This is a genomic window from Rhodophyticola sp., from assembly GCF_965284195.1.
Lineage (GTDB): Bacteria > Pseudomonadota > Alphaproteobacteria > Rhodobacterales > Rhodobacteraceae > Rhodophyticola.
The window spans coordinates 2,737,951-2,753,740 of the sequence record NZ_CBDIRM010000001.1 but is presented as its reverse complement, the minus strand read 5'-3'; the positions used below and the strand labels follow the sequence as shown (position 1 = coordinate 2,753,740).

Below are 15,790 nucleotides of genomic sequence, written 5' to 3'. Positions count from 1 at the left end.
CCTGCCCAGGTGACCCATGCGCCCCCGGGTGCCGCCTTGGTCAACCGTCGTCGAAAGCCTGCCAGCCCTGCACCCATCTGGTGACGGTCGTCACCACGCAGGCGGCGGCGAAGACATAGGCGAGAAGCGGGAAAAGCGCGGGCCAGAGGCAGATCAGAATGAAGAGCGTGATCGTCTCGAACCCCTCGGTCAGGCCGCCAAGGTAGTAGATCCCCTTGGAGGGGTAGTCTTCGGCCTTGAGGTCGCGCTTGGCGGCAATGATCGAAAAGGCAAGAAAGCTGGTGCCCGAGCCGACGAAGGCGGCGATCAGGACGGCGGCGGGCAATGCGTTTGCAGCCGGCTCGGCAAGGGCGAAGCCAAGCGGGATCAACGCATAGAAAACGAAATCGAGCGCGATATCCAGAAACGCCCCCCGATCGGTGGGGGCGCCAAGCCGCGCGACGGCACCATCCAACCCGTCGGCAAGACGGTTCAGCAGGATCAGCACAAGCGCCGGACCGTAGAGGCCGAATGCAAGCGCCGGAAGGGCCAGGACGCCGATGAGAAAGCCCGCAATCGTGATCTGGTCGGGCTCCACGCCGTAGCGGTGCAGAACCCGCGCAGGGCGCGTCAGCAGGCGGTGTTGCAGGGGCTGAAGGGCAGCGTCGATCATCAGGCGTCCGGGTGAGAGTTACCCCCGGGGCGGAGGCATTGCCGGATACCCTGACGGGCGGTTGTCATGTGCGCAAGACACGATGCTGCGCGGAACCTGTGAGGCGACCGGTCGCCTCCTGGCCCCCGGAGTGGCGGGGCTACATCGGCAGGATCTCGGCAACCTCGACCGTTCCGCCATCGTCGAGGATCGGGCAGCCTGCGGCCATTTTCGCCGCTTCGTCGTGATCTGCGGCCTCGACCATGGAGTATCCCGAAATCGGATTGGCGCCGCCGCCGTCACTGACACCGTCTTTGGTGACGGTTTTCGACTGGCCCACAGGCGCACCGCCATCGGCTAGCTTGGGCCCAAGCCCGTCCATCCAGGCCCCCCATGCGGCCATCACGCGCTGTTGCTCGGCCTCGGTCTCGGGCTTTGCGCCACCGTGATAGACATAAATGTATTTCGGCATCGGTCGGATCCTCCAGGTTGGGTCAGGTTGCAAAGAGCGTTTCGAGCTTGTTGAGGGACGAGGTCCAGCCATCGTTGTGATTGGCCGCCGCCGCTTCATCGGCCAGATCGCGATGGTGAAGCGTGAGAGTGGTGCCCCCCTCGGGCGATGGCTCCACCGCGATGGTGACATGGGTTTCATGGCCGCGCCGGTCATCCTCGTCATGCCAGGCCCATGTGAAGCCGACCGAGCTTCCGGGCGTGACATGGGTGATCTGACCGGAGACCTTGAACCGTTTGCCCTCGGGCGAGACCATGGTGGAGGTCCAGGGGCCGGTCTGGCGGAAGTCGAGCTGTTCGTCGCGAATCGTCACGCCCTCCGGTCCCCACCAGCGCAGAAGCTGTGCCGGATCGGTGATGGCGTGGAAAACCCTGTCGGGCGGGGCGGGGATATGGCGTGTGAGATCAAGATCGGGCACGGGCGGGCTACTCCTTTGGCGATAGATGCGTGGCGAGGCGGTCCAGGCTGGCTGTCCAGAACTCCTCGCGCCCGATACTCCAGCTGCCGATGGCTTGCAGGGCTTCGGGCTCCACGGAATAGATCCGGCGCTGCTTGTCCACGTCGCGACGGACAAGACCGGCCCTGTGCAGCACTTTGAGGTGCCGGGACATGGCGGGGGCGGAGATATCGGCCAGATCGCCCAGATCGCCCGCGCTTTGCGGGCCGTGCTCCTTCAGGCGGTTGACGATGGCGAGCCGGGTCGGGTCGCCCAGGGCCGCGAACCGGATGGCGAGGGGATCGATACTTTCGCTCATTGTTAATTAACAAGCATGTTAATTTAATGAAGTCAAGCGCGTCGACAACGGGTGGCCAAACGGTCCCGGGGGAGGTCTAGAGGCTGCGAAGAAGTTCCACCGCCTCGCCCAGATCCGCAAATTCGCGGTATCTTTCATGGCCGACCGGCGGTTCGGCATGTTCCAGCTCCCATGTGAGGCCATGGGGAATGTAGACGCCCCAGGCGCCTGCTTCGAGTGCTGGAATAACATCCGATTTCAAGGAGTTGCCGATCATCATTGCGTGTTCCGGCCCCGATCCGTGCCGGGTGAAGGCCTGCATGTAGATTGCCGGGGTCTTCTGCGAGACGATCTCGACCCCGTCGAAGAAATCCCCCAGACCGGACTGGGCAAGTTTGCGTTCCTGATCGAGCAGATCGCCCTTGGTTATCAGAACCAGAGTGTGGGTTTCCGAAAGCGCGCGAACGGCCTCCATCGCGTGTGGCAGGAGGTGAACGGGTTGCGCCAGCATCTCCTGCCCTGCGGAGAGCAGTTCGGCGATGACGCTGGCGGGAACCTTCTGGTCCGTCACTTCGATGGCGGTTTCGATCATCGACAGCATGAAGCCCTTGATGCCGAACCCGTAGCGGCCCAGATTTCGGCGTTCGGCCTCAAGCAGCTTGCGGTGAAGATGGTCGCGGTCGGTATAATCGGCCAGCAGATCGGCAAACCGTTCCTGCGTCAGACGGTAGAAACTCTCATTCTGCCAGAGCGTGTCATCCGCGTCGAAACCGATTGTTTGCAATCCCTGCGGCATAGTTCCTTGTCCGACCCTCTTTTCTGTTGCGGCAGACGCCTTATATATTGCGGCCTAGCACGAGGCATAAACCCCCGTGGGAGACCGAATGCAAACTCAAGCCTGGACGATGATGGCCGACAAGTCCGATACGGATGACGAAACCGCCGTCATAACCAAGACAAAGCCGAAGACCCAACGGCCGCCTTTGTACAAGGTGTTGTTGCTGAACGACGATTATACGCCGATGGAGTTCGTCGTCCATGTGCTGGAACGATTCTTCGGCATCACCCATTCCCAAGCGGTGGAGATCATGCTGACCGTTCACAAGAAGGGTGTGGCGGTGGTTGGGGTGTTTTCCTATGAGATAGCCGAGACGAAGGTGGCGCAAGTGATGGATTTCGCGCGGCGCAATCAGCACCCGCTGCAATGCACGATGGAGAAAGAGGAATAGGCCGCGCGGCCTGTTCCGGCTCATGACCCCTGACAGATGGACCCTGGCGCTGGAGAGCGGCATCGTGACCCTGCCCGAGGAGGCGCGGACCCTGGTTTTGCGCGCGCGGGGGACGGCGGATTTCGGCGGCCTGGGCGAGGTGACGGCGGTGCAGGGGTTTTATCCCGACCACCGGCTTCTGGCGGAGCGTGGTATCGCCGTCTCGACCGCGGCCGAGGGCGTTTTTGACGCGGCGCTGGTGCAGATCGTGAAATCGAAGGCCGAAAGCCTGTCGCTGATTGCCGAGGGGCTGGCCCATCTGCGCGTCGGCGGCGTGCTGATGGTGGATGGGCAGAAGGCCGAGGGGATCGAGAGCGTTCTGAAGACGGTGCGCGGCGTGCTGCCGGTTGAGCATGTTCTGTCGAAGGCCCATGGCAAGCTTTTCTGGCTCACCCGGCCCGCGGATCTGCCCGAAACGGTGTTGACCTGGATCGCCGAACCGCAGGAGGTGGAGGGCGGGTATGTCACGGCGCCGGGCGTGTTCTCCTCCGACGGGCCGGATCCGGGATCCGAATTGCTGATCGCGCTGGTCCCCGCACTGAAAGGCAGGGTCGCCGATCTGGGCGCGGGCTGGGGCTATATCGCCGCGGAACTGCTGACCGAGCAGAACGATATCGCGCAGCTGGACCTGATCGAGGCGGAAGCCGCGGCACTGGACGCCGCGAGGGCCAATATCGACGATCCGCGCGCGCAGTTCATCTGGGGCGATGCCACGACCTACCGACCCGACGAGCCGTATGATGCTGTCGTTGCGAACCCGCCCTTTCATACCGGGCGCAATGCCGATCCCGGGCTTGGGCGCGCCTTCATCGCCGCGGCGGCGCGCATCCTGAGACCCTCGGGGCAGTTTTTCATGGTGGCCAACCGGCATCTGCCCTATGAGGCCGCGCTGAAAGACCATTTCACGGCCGGTGCGATGCTGGCCGAGATCCATGGCTACAAACTCTATCAGGCGTCCAAGCCCAAACGGGCCAGGCGCTGATCATCAGGAGCGAGACATGTCTCTTTCGATCCAAGGCAAGACGGCGATCATCACCGGCGCGGCCAATGGCGTTGGCCTGGCGATCGCCCGGCATTTTCTGGAACGCGGGGCGAACGTCATGATGGCGGACCGGGACGAAGCGCGTCTGGCCGACGAATGCGGCAAACCCGATGAGCAGACCGAAAACGCCAAGTACTTCGCAGGCGACCTGCGCGAGAAACTGACGGTGGCCAATCTGCTGTCGGCCACGCTGGATGCCTTTGACCGGGTGGATATCCTCGTCAATGCAAGCCGCCAGATGATGGAGACCGACCCGCTGGACCCCGACGAGGGCTCGGTCGAGGCGCTGTTGGACCAGAACATGTTCACCGCTCTGCGCCTGAGCCAGGTGGTGGCCAAACGCATGATCGCCCAGGCCGAGGAGGATGGCGTGGAAGAGGGCTCGATCGGATCGATCGTGAACATCTCCTCCATCGCGTCGCGGCGCACCCACCCGAACCTGTTGGGCTATTCGATCAGCGCGGCGGCTCTGGATCAGGCCACGCGCAGCCTCGCGGTGGCGCTGGCCCCGCACCGCATCCGGGTCAATGCGGTGGCGTTCGGGTCGCTGATGTCGGCCAGTCTGAAGAACTCGCTTTCCGAAACCGACGGCCTGCGCAAGGAAATCCGCGAATGCACGCCCCTTGGGCGGATCGGATCCGCCCGTGAAATGGCGGGCGCGGTGCAGTTTCTGGCCTCCGACGGGGCCGGGTTCGTCACCGGCGAGGTGTTGACCGTGGATGGCGGGCGCACATTGCTCGACAGCGTAACAACCGCTGCCCATTAGGGGCGCGCGCCATGCCGTTTCATCCCTTCGCCGTCGAACAGTTCCTGTCGGAGATGGAGCACGGGGTGCGCTTCAACTTCTCGGAAAGCGGCGTGCATCCGATGAGCTATGCCGCGCTTTTCGCCATGGCGCAGATCGATACCGAGGCCCTGTTCGACACGCTGGTCGATTATCCGCAGGTCAACGGATTCCAGACGCTGCGCGAGCGGATCGCGGCCCTTTACGACGGCGCGGCTGCGGAAAACGTGCTTGTCACCGTCGGCGCCACCGAAGCCAATACACTGGTCGCCAATACGCTGCTTGAGCCGGGCGACAACATGGTCGTTTTCCGCCCGACCTATGAGCAGATGGCCGGCAACGCTCGCAATCTGGGTATCGAGCTGCGCCTCGTCGACCTGATCGAGGCCGACGGCTGGGCGGTGGATCGTGAGGCGCTGGCCGCATCCGTCGATGACCGCACCAAAATCATTCATGTGGTGAACCCCAACAACCCCACCGGCGGCGTCCTGTCGGACGCGGACCGGGCGGCGATACTGGCGGCGGCGGAGCGCGTCGGCGCATGGATCGTGGCCGACGAGGTCTATGCCGGAACCGAGCGCGCGACCGACACCCCGACAGCCAGTTTCTGGGGGCAGAAGGCGCGGGTGATCGCCATCAACTCCATGAGCAAGGCCTATGGATTGCCGGGCCTGCGGCTGGGGTGGCTGGTGGCCCCGGAAGATATGATTCCGGCACTGTGGCGGCGGCATGAATACGCGTCGATTTCGGCCAGCATGATGTCGATGAAACTGGCGGAACATGCGCTTGCCCCGGCGACCCGCGCCAAGTTGACAGAACGGGCGCGGGGCCTGATCCGGCGCGGCTTCGAGACCCTGACCGAAGCGCTGCAGGAGCATCAGGGCGTTTTCTCCGTCGTGCCGCCACAGGCATCGGCCATGTCCTTCGTGAAATTCGATTTACCCCTGGGGGCCGAGGCTTTCGCCCTGCGCCTGCTGCGGGAACAGGATGTTCTGGTCATTCCCGGCGACAAATTCGGCCTGGAGGGGCATTTCCGCTTCAGCTCCGCCCTGCCGGAGCCCCATTTGCGGGAAGGTCTGGCGCGGCTGAACGGTCTGACCTCCGAGATCATGGCCGGCGCGGGCTGATCGGGCGATCAGTCGGTGGTCTCCGCGCAGTCGATGCCGCCCGGAAGGTGAAGCCATCCGTCCGATTGGGGGATCACGCCCTGGCCTGACGTGACCGTCACGTAATGCCAGTCGCCTTGCGGCTCGTGGGCGAACACCACCCGGTCCCCCTCCATCACGCTGCCGACAGGGTCCGCCTCGTCATCCGGTGCGGCGCGCAATTGCACGGTTTGACCGAGGTATCCGGTGCAGGTCGTCTCCGTCCCGGCAGGGGTGGGCAGCACCGTGAGCAGCCCGAGCGTGAAGGCCGGACCCTCGCTCACCTGTGCGGCAACCGAGCCGGTCAGGGAGAAAGCCAGAATACAGGCCAGAACCGCGCCAAAGGCGCGCCAGGCCGGAATGATAGGTCCGGAGCAGAAAGTGGGTCGTCCGGTTATCATGTCCGGGCCGCGATTGATGTGTCTGGCCGTAGCCTATCACCCCCCGCGCCGAGCGCCAGTGCAAGTGGCTTTTCAGCGCTGTTCATCCTCATCGTCATCCTCGGGATTGTCCGGGAGGTTGAACAGACTGTCGGCGTCGACCAGTTTTTCCTCGGGCTCGTCCTCGTCATTGCCGCCGAGGGAGAAGGTCTCCAGCCCCGAGATCGCACTCGGGATCTTCGGTTCCGGGTCCATGCCAAGCGATTGCTCGGTGGAGACCAGCTTGCGGCGCTCCTCGTCGCTCATCACCTCGCCGTCCTTGGCTTTCTTGGCGTTGGCCTTCTGAACCGCGGCGTCAAGTTCCGACTGTTTGCACAGGCCAAGCGCGACGGGGTCGATGGGCTGGATGTTGGAGATGTTCCAATGGGTCCGTTCGCGGATCGACTGGATCGTCGGCTTGGTGGTGCCCACCAGTTTCGAGATCTGCCCGTCGGTCAGTTCGGGGTGGAACTTCACCAGCCATAGGATCGACGCGGGCCTGTCCTGCCGTTTGGACAGAGGTGTATAGCGCGGCCCGCGGCGCTTTTCCTCGCCCACGGCGGCGGGGTTGAACTTCAGCTTGAGATCGTAGCTTGGATCGGCCTCGGCCTTGGCGATCTCCTCGGCGGTCAGCTGATTGTTGGCGATCGGATCGAAGCCCTTGACGCCTGCTGCGACATCCCCGTCCGCGATCCCCTGAACCTCAAGTTCATGCAGGCCGCAGAACACGCCGATCTGGCGAAAGTTCAGCGTGGTATTGTCGACCAGCCAGACGGCGGTGGCTTTGGCCATGATCGGTTTGTTCATCTCGGGGCTCCTCTCAGATGCACTTCGGACGTGCCGGGAAAATCGGCTGCGGGGGCTGGCCCTCGCGGTTCCTCGATTTCGGGGAAGTTGGCCGCTATATAAGCCCGCAGGCCGTTGGAGGGAAGAGGCAAATGATCCGGATGCTTTTTGCGCTTGTCCTCATGGCGGGTGCGGTCCGCGCCGACGGAGAGCCCGCGGGTGCGTTCGACTATTATGTCCTGGCGCTGAGCTGGACCCCGTCATGGTGCGCGATCGAGGGGGACGCGCGCGGATCGGATCAATGCGATCCGGGCCGCGGGTTCGGCTTCACGCTGCACGGGCTTTGGCCGCAATTCGAGCGGGGCTGGCCCAGTTACTGCCCGACCACGGAGCGGATGCCGTCCCGCGCGATGACAGGGGATATGAGCGATATCATGGGCTCCAGCGGTCTGGCCTGGCACCAGTGGCGCAAGCACGGGGTTTGCTCCGGGCTTTCGGCGCGGGATTATTTCGCGCTCTCCCGGGAGGCTTACGGGCGTATCTCCCGCCCGGCCCTTTTGCGGCAGCTGGACCGGGAGGTCCGATTGCCCGCGGCCGTGATCGAGGAGGCGTTCCTGGAGGCAAATCCGGCGCTGGAGCCGGACATGCTGACCGTGACCTGCCGGGATGGCCGCGTGCAGGAGGTGCGGATCTGCCTGACGCGGGAGTTGGAGCCGAGGCGGTGCGGCACCGATTTGATGCGGGATTGCCGGATGCGGGACGCAGTTTTCAGCCCCATACGCTGAACAGAGGCGCGGGCGAGAGCCGGGCTTCTCGCGCTCGCTCGGGATAGTATTTGATCAGAAAACGCGGCGGGGCGAATTGTGTGCTTGTCGGCTGAAAATGGAGCCGGGCGCGCGTCCCCGGAGCGTCGGTCAGAAGGTTTTGCGCGCCTTGAGCGCGGCCGAGATGGTCCCGTCATCGAGATAATCCAGTTCGCCCCCGATGGGCACGCCCTGCGCCAGAGAGGTGACCTCTACACCGGTCCCCTCCAACTCCTCGGCGATGTAATGCGCCGTGGTCTGGCCATCGACCGTGGCATTCAGGGCAAGGATCACTTCGGTGATATCCTCCCGGGCGACCCGTTCGCGCAGCTTGGGTATGCGAAGCTCCTCCGGGCCGACCGCATCGAGCGCCGAGAGTGTGCCGCCCAGCACGTGATAGCGCCCGGAAAAAACCTGCCCGCGTTCCATCGCCCAGAGATCGGCCACATCCTCCACGACACAAAGCTGCCCGTTCTGGCGTTTTGCGCTGGTGCAGATCCCGCAGAGATCAGATGTGCCGATGTTTCCGCAGTTCAGACATTCCCGGGCAGAGGTCGCAACACCGGCCATCGCCTCGGCCAGAGGCCGCATCAACGCCCCGCGCTTCTTGATCAGATGCAGCACCGCACGCCGCGCGGACCGGGGGCCAAGCCCCGGCAGCCGCGCCATCAGGTCGATCAGCGCCTCGATCTCGCGCGTGGCGTCGGACACCGGGCTTACATGCCCGGCATCTGCATGCCGGGCGGCAGGTTGAGCCCTTCGGTCAGCTTGGCCATTTCCTGTTGCGACCGGTCCTGCGCCTTGGCCTGCGCATCCTTGATCGCGGCCAGGATCAGATCCTCGACCACCTCTTTTTCATCCGGGTTGAAGATCGACGGGTCGATCTCCAGCGCCGTCAGCTCGCCCTTGGCGGTGGCGGTCGCCTTCACAAGACCCGCGCCGCTTTCGCCGGTCACAAGGATCGAATTCAGGCTTTCCTGCATCTCGGCCATCTTGCCTTGCATTTCCTGCGCCTGTTTCATCAGCTTGGCCATGTCGCCAAGCCCGCCCAAACCTTTCAGCATGTATCAGTCCTTTTCGGTCAATCGTCCTCAAACGGGTCCCATTCATCGTCGACTTCCGGCAGGGCCTCGACGGCAGCTTCCGCGGCGATCTCCGCGTGGGTGCGTATCTCGGTGATCTGCGCGCCGGGAAACGCGGCGCGCACGGCCTGCATCATCGGATGATCCTCGGCCCGGGCCTTCAGCGCCGCCAGTTCGGCATTTTGCTGCTCCTCGATCGTGTCGCCGCCGCCTTCGTTGACAACCGAGATGGCCCACCGGACCCCGGTCCAGCCCTTGAGGTTCTGGCCAAGCCGCTGCGCCAGATCGGCCGGCGCGCGCTCCGTCGGTTGGAAGCTGATCCGCCCGGGCTGGTAGCTGACCAGCCGCAAAGCGGTCTTGACCTCGATCAGAAGCTTGATGTCGCGATTGGCTTCGATCAGGGCCACGATGCTGTCGAAGGTCGGGTAATGGGCAAGCGCTGTGTCGGGGATCTCCGCCAGCATCGGCTGCGCGCCGCCACGCGCCGTGGGCGCGGACATGCCGGAGGCGCCGGATGGGCCCCGGCCCTGCGGGGCCTGCGGCGGGGTCGTCGCCGGTGCACCAGAGGGTGCCGGCGCGGGGCCGTTGGACAGTTTGCGCAGCAGGTCCTCGGGGCTCGGCAGATCCGCCACATGGGTCAGCCGGATCACGGCCATTTCGGCGGCCATCATCGGATTGGGCGCCAATGTGACCTCTTCCAGCGCCTTGAGGAGCATTTGCCACATCCGCGACAGCACCCGCATCGCCAGCTTTTCGGCCATACCCTGCCCGCGGGCGCGTTCATCTGGGCCGATCGTCGGGTCGTTGGCCGCCTCGGGCGTTATCTTGATCACGCTCAGCCAATGGGTGATTTCTGCCAGATCCCGCAAGACCGCCAAAGGGTCCGCGCCATCGGCATATTGCGCGCCGAGTTCGTTCAGGGCGCCGGGCGCATCGCCCGACACGATCATGTCGAAGAGATCCAGAACCCGGCCCCGGTCCGCAAGGCCGAGCATCGCGCGAACCTGATCCGCGGTCGTGGCGCCGGCGCCATGGGAAATCGCCTGATCCAGAAGAGAGGTCGCGTCGCGGGCGGACCCTTCGGCCGCACGGGTGATCAGCGCAAGCGCATCATCGGCGATTTCGGCATTCTCGGCGGTTGCGATCCGGCGCATCAGCGCGATCATCTCTTCGGGTTCGATCCGCCGCAGATCGAACCGCTGGCACCGGCTCAGCACGGTCACCGGAACCTTGCGAATCTCGGTCGTGGCGAAGATGAACTTCACATGGGCCGGGGGCTCTTCGAGCGTTTTCAGCAGCGCGTTGAACGCGCTGGTGGAGAGCATGTGCACTTCGTCGATGATGTAGATCTTGTAGCGGGCGGACGCGGCCCGATAGTGCACGGAATCGATAATCTCGCGGATGTCACCCACGCCCGTGCGGCTGGCGGCGTCCATTTCCATCACATCCACATGGCGGCCCTCGGCGATGGCCACGCAGGGCTCGCACCGGCCGCAGGGGTCGGTGGTGGGCCCGCCCGTCCCATCGGGGCCGAAACAGTTCAGGCCCTTGGCGACGATCCGCGCGGTCGTGGTCTTGCCGGTTCCGCGAATGCCGGTGAGGATGAAGGCCTGTGCGATCCGGTCCGCGGCAAAGGCATTTTTCAGGGTCCTGACCATCGCCTCCTGACCGACGAGATCGGCAAAGGTCTCGGGGCGGTACTTCCGCGCCAGAACCTGATAGCCGGTGTCGGTCGTGTCGGACATGTGAGCCTGGATCCCCCAATTCGGGGAGAGACTATTGAAGCCTGACGGCAAGGTCCACCACTGCTATAGCGCCCAGAGGATGACGCCGGTCGCCAGCGTACCCACGGTCAGCGCGCTGGCGGTGAAGGTCATCGCTTTCGGGCTGGTCGGTTCGGCGTCGTTGCTGTGCAGCCGGTCGAGGGTATGGCAGGCCCGCGCACGGGCGGCCCAGTAGATGAAGATGGCCACCACCAGAAAGATGCTGGCCGTGGCCTTGGCAACCCATGTGGGCTCGAACGGGCCGAAGACGGCTTTGAGGCCGATGGCGATCGCAACCGTTCCCAGCCCCGTGCGCATCCAGCCCGCGAACGTGCGTTCATTGGCCAGAACCGTGCGGTCTTCGGCCCAATCGGTGCGCTCCTGCGCGAGGTCGTTCTTGTCTGACATGGGTCCGAGCTTATCCGCAGGCTTGCCGATGTCGAGCCGCTAAAGCGACCCGCCCAAAACCTGAATCGCGGGGATTCCCACACGCATGATTTTGTGATTCATCCTGTTTGGGAGGATGGATCATGTCAGCACCTTTGCCAGACGCGCTTCGGGTGCGGTTTCAGCGATACATTGAGGAAGGGTTAAGCGGTCGCGCGGCGGCATTTCGTTTGAAACTCTCGCCCGCCACGGGAGCGCGATGGGCGCTTGCGATCCGGCGGACCGGCCGGGCGGAGGCCGCTCCGCAGGGCCGACCAAAAGGCCGAGGCAAGCTGGACCCGCATCGGAGCTTCTTTGCTGAAATCATCGAGCAAGATGGAGACATCACGATGCCCGAGCTGAGTGCAGCCCTGGTTGACGCAACGAGTGTTCAGGCGCACCCCAACGCCATCGGCAAGTTCCTTCGCAAGCTGGGCTATACGTATAAAAAAAATCGCTGGTCGCCACCGAACGCCGCCGTGCCAAGGTAAGGCGACAGCGCGAAGACTGGTTCAAGCAGCGCGTCCCAGCCGTATCGAAGCACCCGGAACGCGTTGTCTTTATTGACGAAACATCCGTGAAGACGAACCTGACGCGGCAGCGGGGATGGGCCCCTTGCGGCAACCGCCTGATCATGGACGCCCCCTTCGGCTCATGGGGCACCCAGACCTTCATAGCCGGACTGAGTGCCGACGCGATGATCGCCCCCTGGGTGATCAAAGGGGCCATGGATGGCGCGGCCTTCGCCGCTTACGTTGAAAAGGTGCTGGTGCCGGAACTCTCACCCGGAACCGTCGTCATTCTGGACAATCTCGCCACGCACAAGAATGCCGAAGCGGAAAAAGCATTGCGTAAGGCAGGGTGCTGGTTCCTGTTCTTGCCGCCCTACAGTCCCGACCTCAACCCCATCGAAATGGCGTTCTCAAAGCTCAAAGCACACCTGCGCCGGATCGGAGCGCGAACATTCACCGACATGTTCAACGCAATCGCCGAGATCTGCGACCTCTACTCTCCCGACGAGTGCTGGAATTACTTCACGGCTGCCGGATATGTCGCAGGTTAAAGGCGGGACGCTTTAAAGTAACATATCCGTGCTGCAAGGGGCGGCATCCAGGTTCGCGGAAAGCTGTCATCGGCACCCCTTCTGAAGACCATATGACAGACCTTCTCGGTCTTTCTCATGCCCGGATAAGCGAACCGGCGGGCGCATATGATGAGGAAGCCGATGACCAAATCCATCGAACAATTGCGCCGTGATGCGAAGGCGCTGAGGAAAGCCCATGCCTCCGGGGACCGCGCCGCCGCCGCCCGGATTGCCGCCTACCGTCCGCGCCCCGAAGGCACGGACCTGAAGCTTGCCGATTACCTGCATGTGATCGCTCGGGAGAACAGCTTTGCCAGCTGGCCGCATCTGAAGCTTGCGGTGGAAAGCCTTGGCATGGACAGGGCCGCCAAACGCCAGCGTCTGAAGATCGCCGTCCATCACGGGCAGACCCATGTGGTCGAGCAACTGCTGGACGATACTCCCGATCTGGCGGAGGGCGATCTGGGGCTGGAGATTGCGCTCTATCGCCGGGATGCGGTGGCGGCGGCGCTTTCGGCCGATCCGGGGCGCGCCATGGCGAACCTCGGGGTCGCCCCGCCGCTTCTGCATCTGGCGCAATCGCGGATGATCCATCTGTGGCCCGAGCGCGAGGCCGATATGCTGGCCATCGCCGAGATGCTCGTGGCCCGCGGCGCGGACGTGAATGCGGGCAGGCCTGCGGGCGAAGGCAGCGATCACATGCTTTCGCCGCTCTATTTCGCGATCGGGCATGCCGACAACATGCTGCTCGGCCGCTGGCTTCTGGAGCATGGGGCCGACCCGAACGACAACGAATCGCTTTATCACGCGACCGAGCTTGGACACCGCGAGGGTCTGAGGATGCTGCTGGACCATGGCGCCGATCCGCGCGGGACCAACGCATTGCTGCGGGCGATGGATTTTCACGATCACGAGGCGATCCGGCTGTTGTTGGACGCAGGCGCCATGGCCGATGATTTCAACGATGCGGAAATTGGCGGCGAGGCGCCTTTTGTCGTGCCGGCCCTTCATCAGGCGGCGCGGCGCATGTCGGACCGGCGCATGATCGAGATGCTGCTGGAGGCGGGCGCGGATGCGTCGCGCGTGTTCGAGGGGGCCACGGCCTACGGCTATGCGCGGGTGTTCGGCAATGCCGAGCTTGCCGCGGCGATCCGGGCGCGGGGCGATGTGCCGGAGTTGAGCCGGGAGGAGCGGATGCTCGCCATGGCCGCCGATGGCGAGCTGCCCGACGGGGTCTATATCGACCCGGCCAGACTGCCGGAGGCCTATCGGAACATCATCCGAATGATCCAGCATCTGCCCGGCAAGCTGGAGCATGTGAAACGGCTGGTGGCGATGGGCGTGGAGTATGATCGCCCCGATACCGAGGGGCTGACGCCCGTGCAACTGGCCGGATGGGAAGGCCTGCCGGAGATGCTGGACTACTTTCTCAGCCTCAAGCCCGATCTTGCCCATATCAACAATTACGGCGGCACGTTGCTGAGCACCATCATCCACGGTTCCGAAAACTGCCCCGAACGGGCGGAGCGGGACTATCTGGCCTGTCTGGAACTGGTGCTGAAGGAGGGCGTCGCACTGCCGAGGCGGGCGATCGAGCTGGCCGGCGACCCGGATGTATCGGAGTTTCTAGCCGACTGGGCGCGGGCGCATCCCGGCCAGGTTGTGGAGGGCGGCGTCGTCTGAGCGCTCTGGCGACGCGCCGCGACCGGTCCGGCGGCGGGGTCATCCCTGCGGGGCCGGGCCGTCAGCCGGACCCCGACCCGGGTGCAAAGCCCAAAAGTCGTGGCAACCGCTTGATTGGGTCCGATGTTTTCAGGGCGCGGGCCAGAACCCAGGCCCCTTCCAGCCCGATGAACAGCGCCTCGGCCCGGTCGCGGGCGATGTCCCTGGGCAGTCCGGCGGCGCGCCCGTATTCCGCGATCTGGTCGATCCAGACGGTGAAGACCGATGCCGCCTTTTCCCGGAACGCCTGATTCTGCGGCCCTTCGAAGAGGGTGGAGGAGACCGGGCAACCATCCCAGTGACCCGAGAGATCGAAGAGCTTTGCCAGCTTGAAACAGAACGTCGTGGCCCCGGTATCGAAGCTTTCGGAGGTCTCGAAAGCATCCGCCGCGACGCGCTGCATCTGCGCCGAAGCCCAATCTGCGGCGGCCAGGGCCAAGTCCGCCTTTCCATTGGGAAAATGGTGATAGAGGGAGCCTTTGGGCGCCTCCGCCCGGGCCAGTATCTCGGCCACGCCGACCCCGTGATAGCCCTTCTGGCGGAACAAGAGCGCCGCATTCAGGACCAGACGGTCACGGGTCGAGGGGATCGAGGAGGTCACAAATCTTCTTTTGACAGAGATAGACCGATTGGTCTAGCTTCCGTGTAGACCAATCGGTCTAGTCCATGGAAGGGCCTGTGCATGTCCATGAATATCCGCACCCTGAATGCCGGAGAGCCGGTGCCGACGCCGGTTGAATTCCGGTCCGGTGTGGCAAAGCTCTCGGGCACCTTGTTCCATACCGCGCGCCGGCCCCGCGCGGTGGTGGTTCTGCACGGCGCGACCGGCGTGCCGCACGGGTATTACCGGCATTTCGCGACATGGCTGGCATTGGAGCGGAACATCGCCTGCCTGACCTATGATTACCGGGATTTCGGCGCATCGGCGCGGGGGCCGCTGAAAGCGTCGAAGGCGACGATGGGGGATTGGGGCGTGCATGACCAGTATGCCGCAAGGCTGGCCGCCGCGCGGATGCTGCCGGATGTTCCGATCTGGGTTGTCGGCCATTCCCTCGGCGGCCTGATGTTGCCATTTCAGCCGGACCCGGAGCAGGTTGCGCGGGTGATCACGGTGGCCAGCGGGCCGGTTCATTTCCGCGATCATCCCTGGCATTTCCGGCCTGTGGCCGCGGCCCTTTGGTATGGCGCCGGTCCTGCGGCGACGGCGATGCTGGGCTACCTGCCCGGCCGGGTGCTCAGATTGGGCGAGGATCTCCCCTCGGGCGTTTTCTGGCAGTGGCGGCGCTGGTGCACGACGCCGGGGTTCAACGCGGGCGATTACGGGCGGGCCCTGCCCTTGCCGGACATACGCGGGGTCAGGGCGCCGGTGACATTCGTCGCCATGGCCGACGACCAGATGGTTCCGCCCGAAGCGGTCTGGCGGCTGATGCCCTATTATGTGGAAGCTCCGAAGCGGCAGGTCACAATCCGGCCCGAAGACTTCGGATTGGGCCCGATCGGCCATATCGGCTTTTTCCGCCGCGGAAATGCGCCGATCTGGGACAGGGTTCTTGCCACCGAGCCGGGGCACTGATCCCCCTCCGCGGCAGG

General features: G+C 64.3%; 20 protein-coding genes. 8 read left to right on the top strand and 12 right to left on the bottom strand.

What is annotated here, in order from left to right; genetic code table 11:
- Window positions 1–40: 40 nt before the first annotated feature.
- From ACQ651_RS13780 to ACQ651_RS13760, 5 genes are all read right to left on the bottom strand, one after another.
- Window positions 41–652 (bottom strand): CDP-alcohol phosphatidyltransferase family protein, encoded by a 612-nt coding sequence (locus ACQ651_RS13780; RefSeq protein ID WP_430449559.1) that lies wholly within the window; start codon window positions 650–652, stop codon window positions 41–43.
- Between the two features lie 139 nt (window positions 653–791).
- Window positions 792–1,103 carry a YciI family protein gene (locus ACQ651_RS13775; RefSeq protein WP_227286860.1) on the bottom strand — a complete coding sequence of 104 codons (312 nt, stop codon included), beginning with the start codon at window positions 1,101–1,103 and terminating at the stop codon, window positions 792–794.
- A 22-nt stretch (window positions 1,104–1,125) separates the two neighbouring features.
- A complete protein-coding gene (locus ACQ651_RS13770) occupies window positions 1,126–1,560 on the bottom strand; it encodes an SRPBCC family protein (protein WP_227286859.1) in 435 nt (144 codons plus the stop codon).
- 7 nt (window positions 1,561–1,567) lie between these two features.
- Window positions 1,568–1,897, bottom strand: coding sequence for an ArsR/SmtB family transcription factor (locus ACQ651_RS13765; protein ID WP_430449558.1), 330 nt, complete (start codon window positions 1,895–1,897; stop codon window positions 1,568–1,570).
- A 76-nt stretch (window positions 1,898–1,973) separates the two neighbouring features.
- Window positions 1,974–2,672, bottom strand: a complete 699-nt coding sequence (locus ACQ651_RS13760) for an HAD family hydrolase (RefSeq protein ID WP_430449557.1) — start codon at window positions 2,670–2,672, stop codon at window positions 1,974–1,976.
- An 88-nt stretch (window positions 2,673–2,760) separates the two neighbouring features.
- On the opposite strand from ACQ651_RS13760, the gene clpS reads away from it, so the two are divergent.
- From clpS to ACQ651_RS13740, 4 genes are read left to right on the top strand one after another with little or no spacing between them, the layout of a single operon-like run.
- Window positions 2,761–3,105, top strand: a complete 345-nt coding sequence (gene clpS / locus ACQ651_RS13755; protein WP_227286856.1) for an ATP-dependent Clp protease adapter ClpS — start codon at window positions 2,761–2,763, stop codon at window positions 3,103–3,105.
- Between the two features lie 22 nt (window positions 3,106–3,127).
- Window positions 3,128–4,126, top strand: coding sequence for a methyltransferase (locus tag ACQ651_RS13750; protein ID WP_430449556.1), 999 nt, complete (start codon window positions 3,128–3,130; stop codon window positions 4,124–4,126).
- A 16-nt stretch (window positions 4,127–4,142) separates the two neighbouring features.
- Window positions 4,143–4,952, top strand: a complete 810-nt coding sequence (locus ACQ651_RS13745; RefSeq protein WP_121896312.1) for an SDR family NAD(P)-dependent oxidoreductase — start codon at window positions 4,143–4,145, stop codon at window positions 4,950–4,952.
- A gap of 11 nt (window positions 4,953–4,963) precedes the next feature.
- Entirely contained in the window at window positions 4,964–6,097 is a 1,134-nt protein-coding gene (locus ACQ651_RS13740; RefSeq protein WP_430449555.1) for an aminotransferase class I/II-fold pyridoxal phosphate-dependent enzyme, read from the top strand.
- Between the two features lie 8 nt (window positions 6,098–6,105).
- On the opposite strand, the gene ACQ651_RS13735 is transcribed toward ACQ651_RS13740, so the two are convergent.
- Complete coding sequence (locus tag ACQ651_RS13735) at window positions 6,106–6,516, bottom strand: DUF4453 domain-containing protein (RefSeq protein ID WP_227286853.1); 411 nt, start codon at window positions 6,514–6,516, stop codon at window positions 6,106–6,108.
- 72 nt (window positions 6,517–6,588) lie between these two features.
- Window positions 6,589–7,341, bottom strand: a complete 753-nt coding sequence (locus tag ACQ651_RS13730; RefSeq protein ID WP_227286852.1) for a DUF1013 domain-containing protein — start codon at window positions 7,339–7,341, stop codon at window positions 6,589–6,591.
- Between the two features lie 131 nt (window positions 7,342–7,472).
- Between ACQ651_RS13730 and ACQ651_RS13725 the strand changes: the two genes are divergently transcribed.
- Window positions 7,473–8,105: a ribonuclease T2 family protein gene (locus ACQ651_RS13725; protein WP_430449554.1), complete on the top strand. Its 633-nt coding sequence runs from the start codon at window positions 7,473–7,475 to the stop codon at window positions 8,103–8,105.
- A gap of 129 nt (window positions 8,106–8,234) precedes the next feature.
- Here ACQ651_RS13725 and recR read toward each other — a convergent pair whose 3' ends face one another.
- From recR to ACQ651_RS13705, 4 genes are all read right to left on the bottom strand, one after another.
- Window positions 8,235–8,834 (bottom strand): recombination mediator RecR, encoded by a 600-nt coding sequence (gene recR, locus ACQ651_RS13720; RefSeq protein ID WP_227286850.1) that lies wholly within the window; start codon window positions 8,832–8,834, stop codon window positions 8,235–8,237.
- A 5-nt stretch (window positions 8,835–8,839) separates the two neighbouring features.
- Window positions 8,840–9,187, bottom strand: coding sequence for a YbaB/EbfC family nucleoid-associated protein (locus ACQ651_RS13715; RefSeq protein WP_121896318.1), 348 nt, complete (start codon window positions 9,185–9,187; stop codon window positions 8,840–8,842).
- A 17-nt stretch (window positions 9,188–9,204) separates the two neighbouring features.
- Window positions 9,205–10,950, bottom strand: a complete 1,746-nt coding sequence (locus ACQ651_RS13710) for a DNA polymerase III subunit gamma/tau (protein ID WP_430449553.1) — start codon at window positions 10,948–10,950, stop codon at window positions 9,205–9,207.
- 63 nt (window positions 10,951–11,013) lie between these two features.
- Window positions 11,014–11,376, bottom strand: a complete 363-nt coding sequence (locus ACQ651_RS13705; protein ID WP_227286848.1) for a YidH family protein — start codon at window positions 11,374–11,376, stop codon at window positions 11,014–11,016.
- 122 nt (window positions 11,377–11,498) lie between these two features.
- Here ACQ651_RS13705 and ACQ651_RS13700 point away from each other — a divergent pair.
- Window positions 11,499–12,457 (top strand): IS630 family transposase gene (locus tag ACQ651_RS13700; RefSeq protein ID WP_430448196.1). Its coding sequence is split into 2 segments (ribosomal slippage): window positions 11,499–11,840 and window positions 11,843–12,457, totalling 957 coding nucleotides; the frame shifts between segments, so codons are not numbered across the junction.
- 162 nt (window positions 12,458–12,619) lie between these two features.
- On the top strand, window positions 12,620–14,161 hold the full coding sequence (locus ACQ651_RS13695; protein ID WP_430449552.1) for an ankyrin repeat domain-containing protein: 1,542 nt from the start codon (window positions 12,620–12,622) through the stop codon (window positions 14,159–14,161).
- A 61-nt stretch (window positions 14,162–14,222) separates the two neighbouring features.
- Here the strand turns inward: ACQ651_RS13695 and ACQ651_RS13690 are convergent, their stop codons facing one another.
- A complete protein-coding gene (locus ACQ651_RS13690; protein WP_430449551.1) occupies window positions 14,223–14,801 on the bottom strand; it encodes a TetR/AcrR family transcriptional regulator in 579 nt (192 codons plus the stop codon).
- Window positions 14,802–14,882: 81 nt separating this feature from the next.
- On the opposite strand from ACQ651_RS13690, the gene ACQ651_RS13685 reads away from it, so the two are divergent.
- Window positions 14,883–15,773, top strand: coding sequence for an alpha/beta hydrolase family protein (locus ACQ651_RS13685; protein ID WP_227286845.1), 891 nt, complete (start codon window positions 14,883–14,885; stop codon window positions 15,771–15,773).
- Window positions 15,774–15,790: the final 17 nt, after the last annotated feature.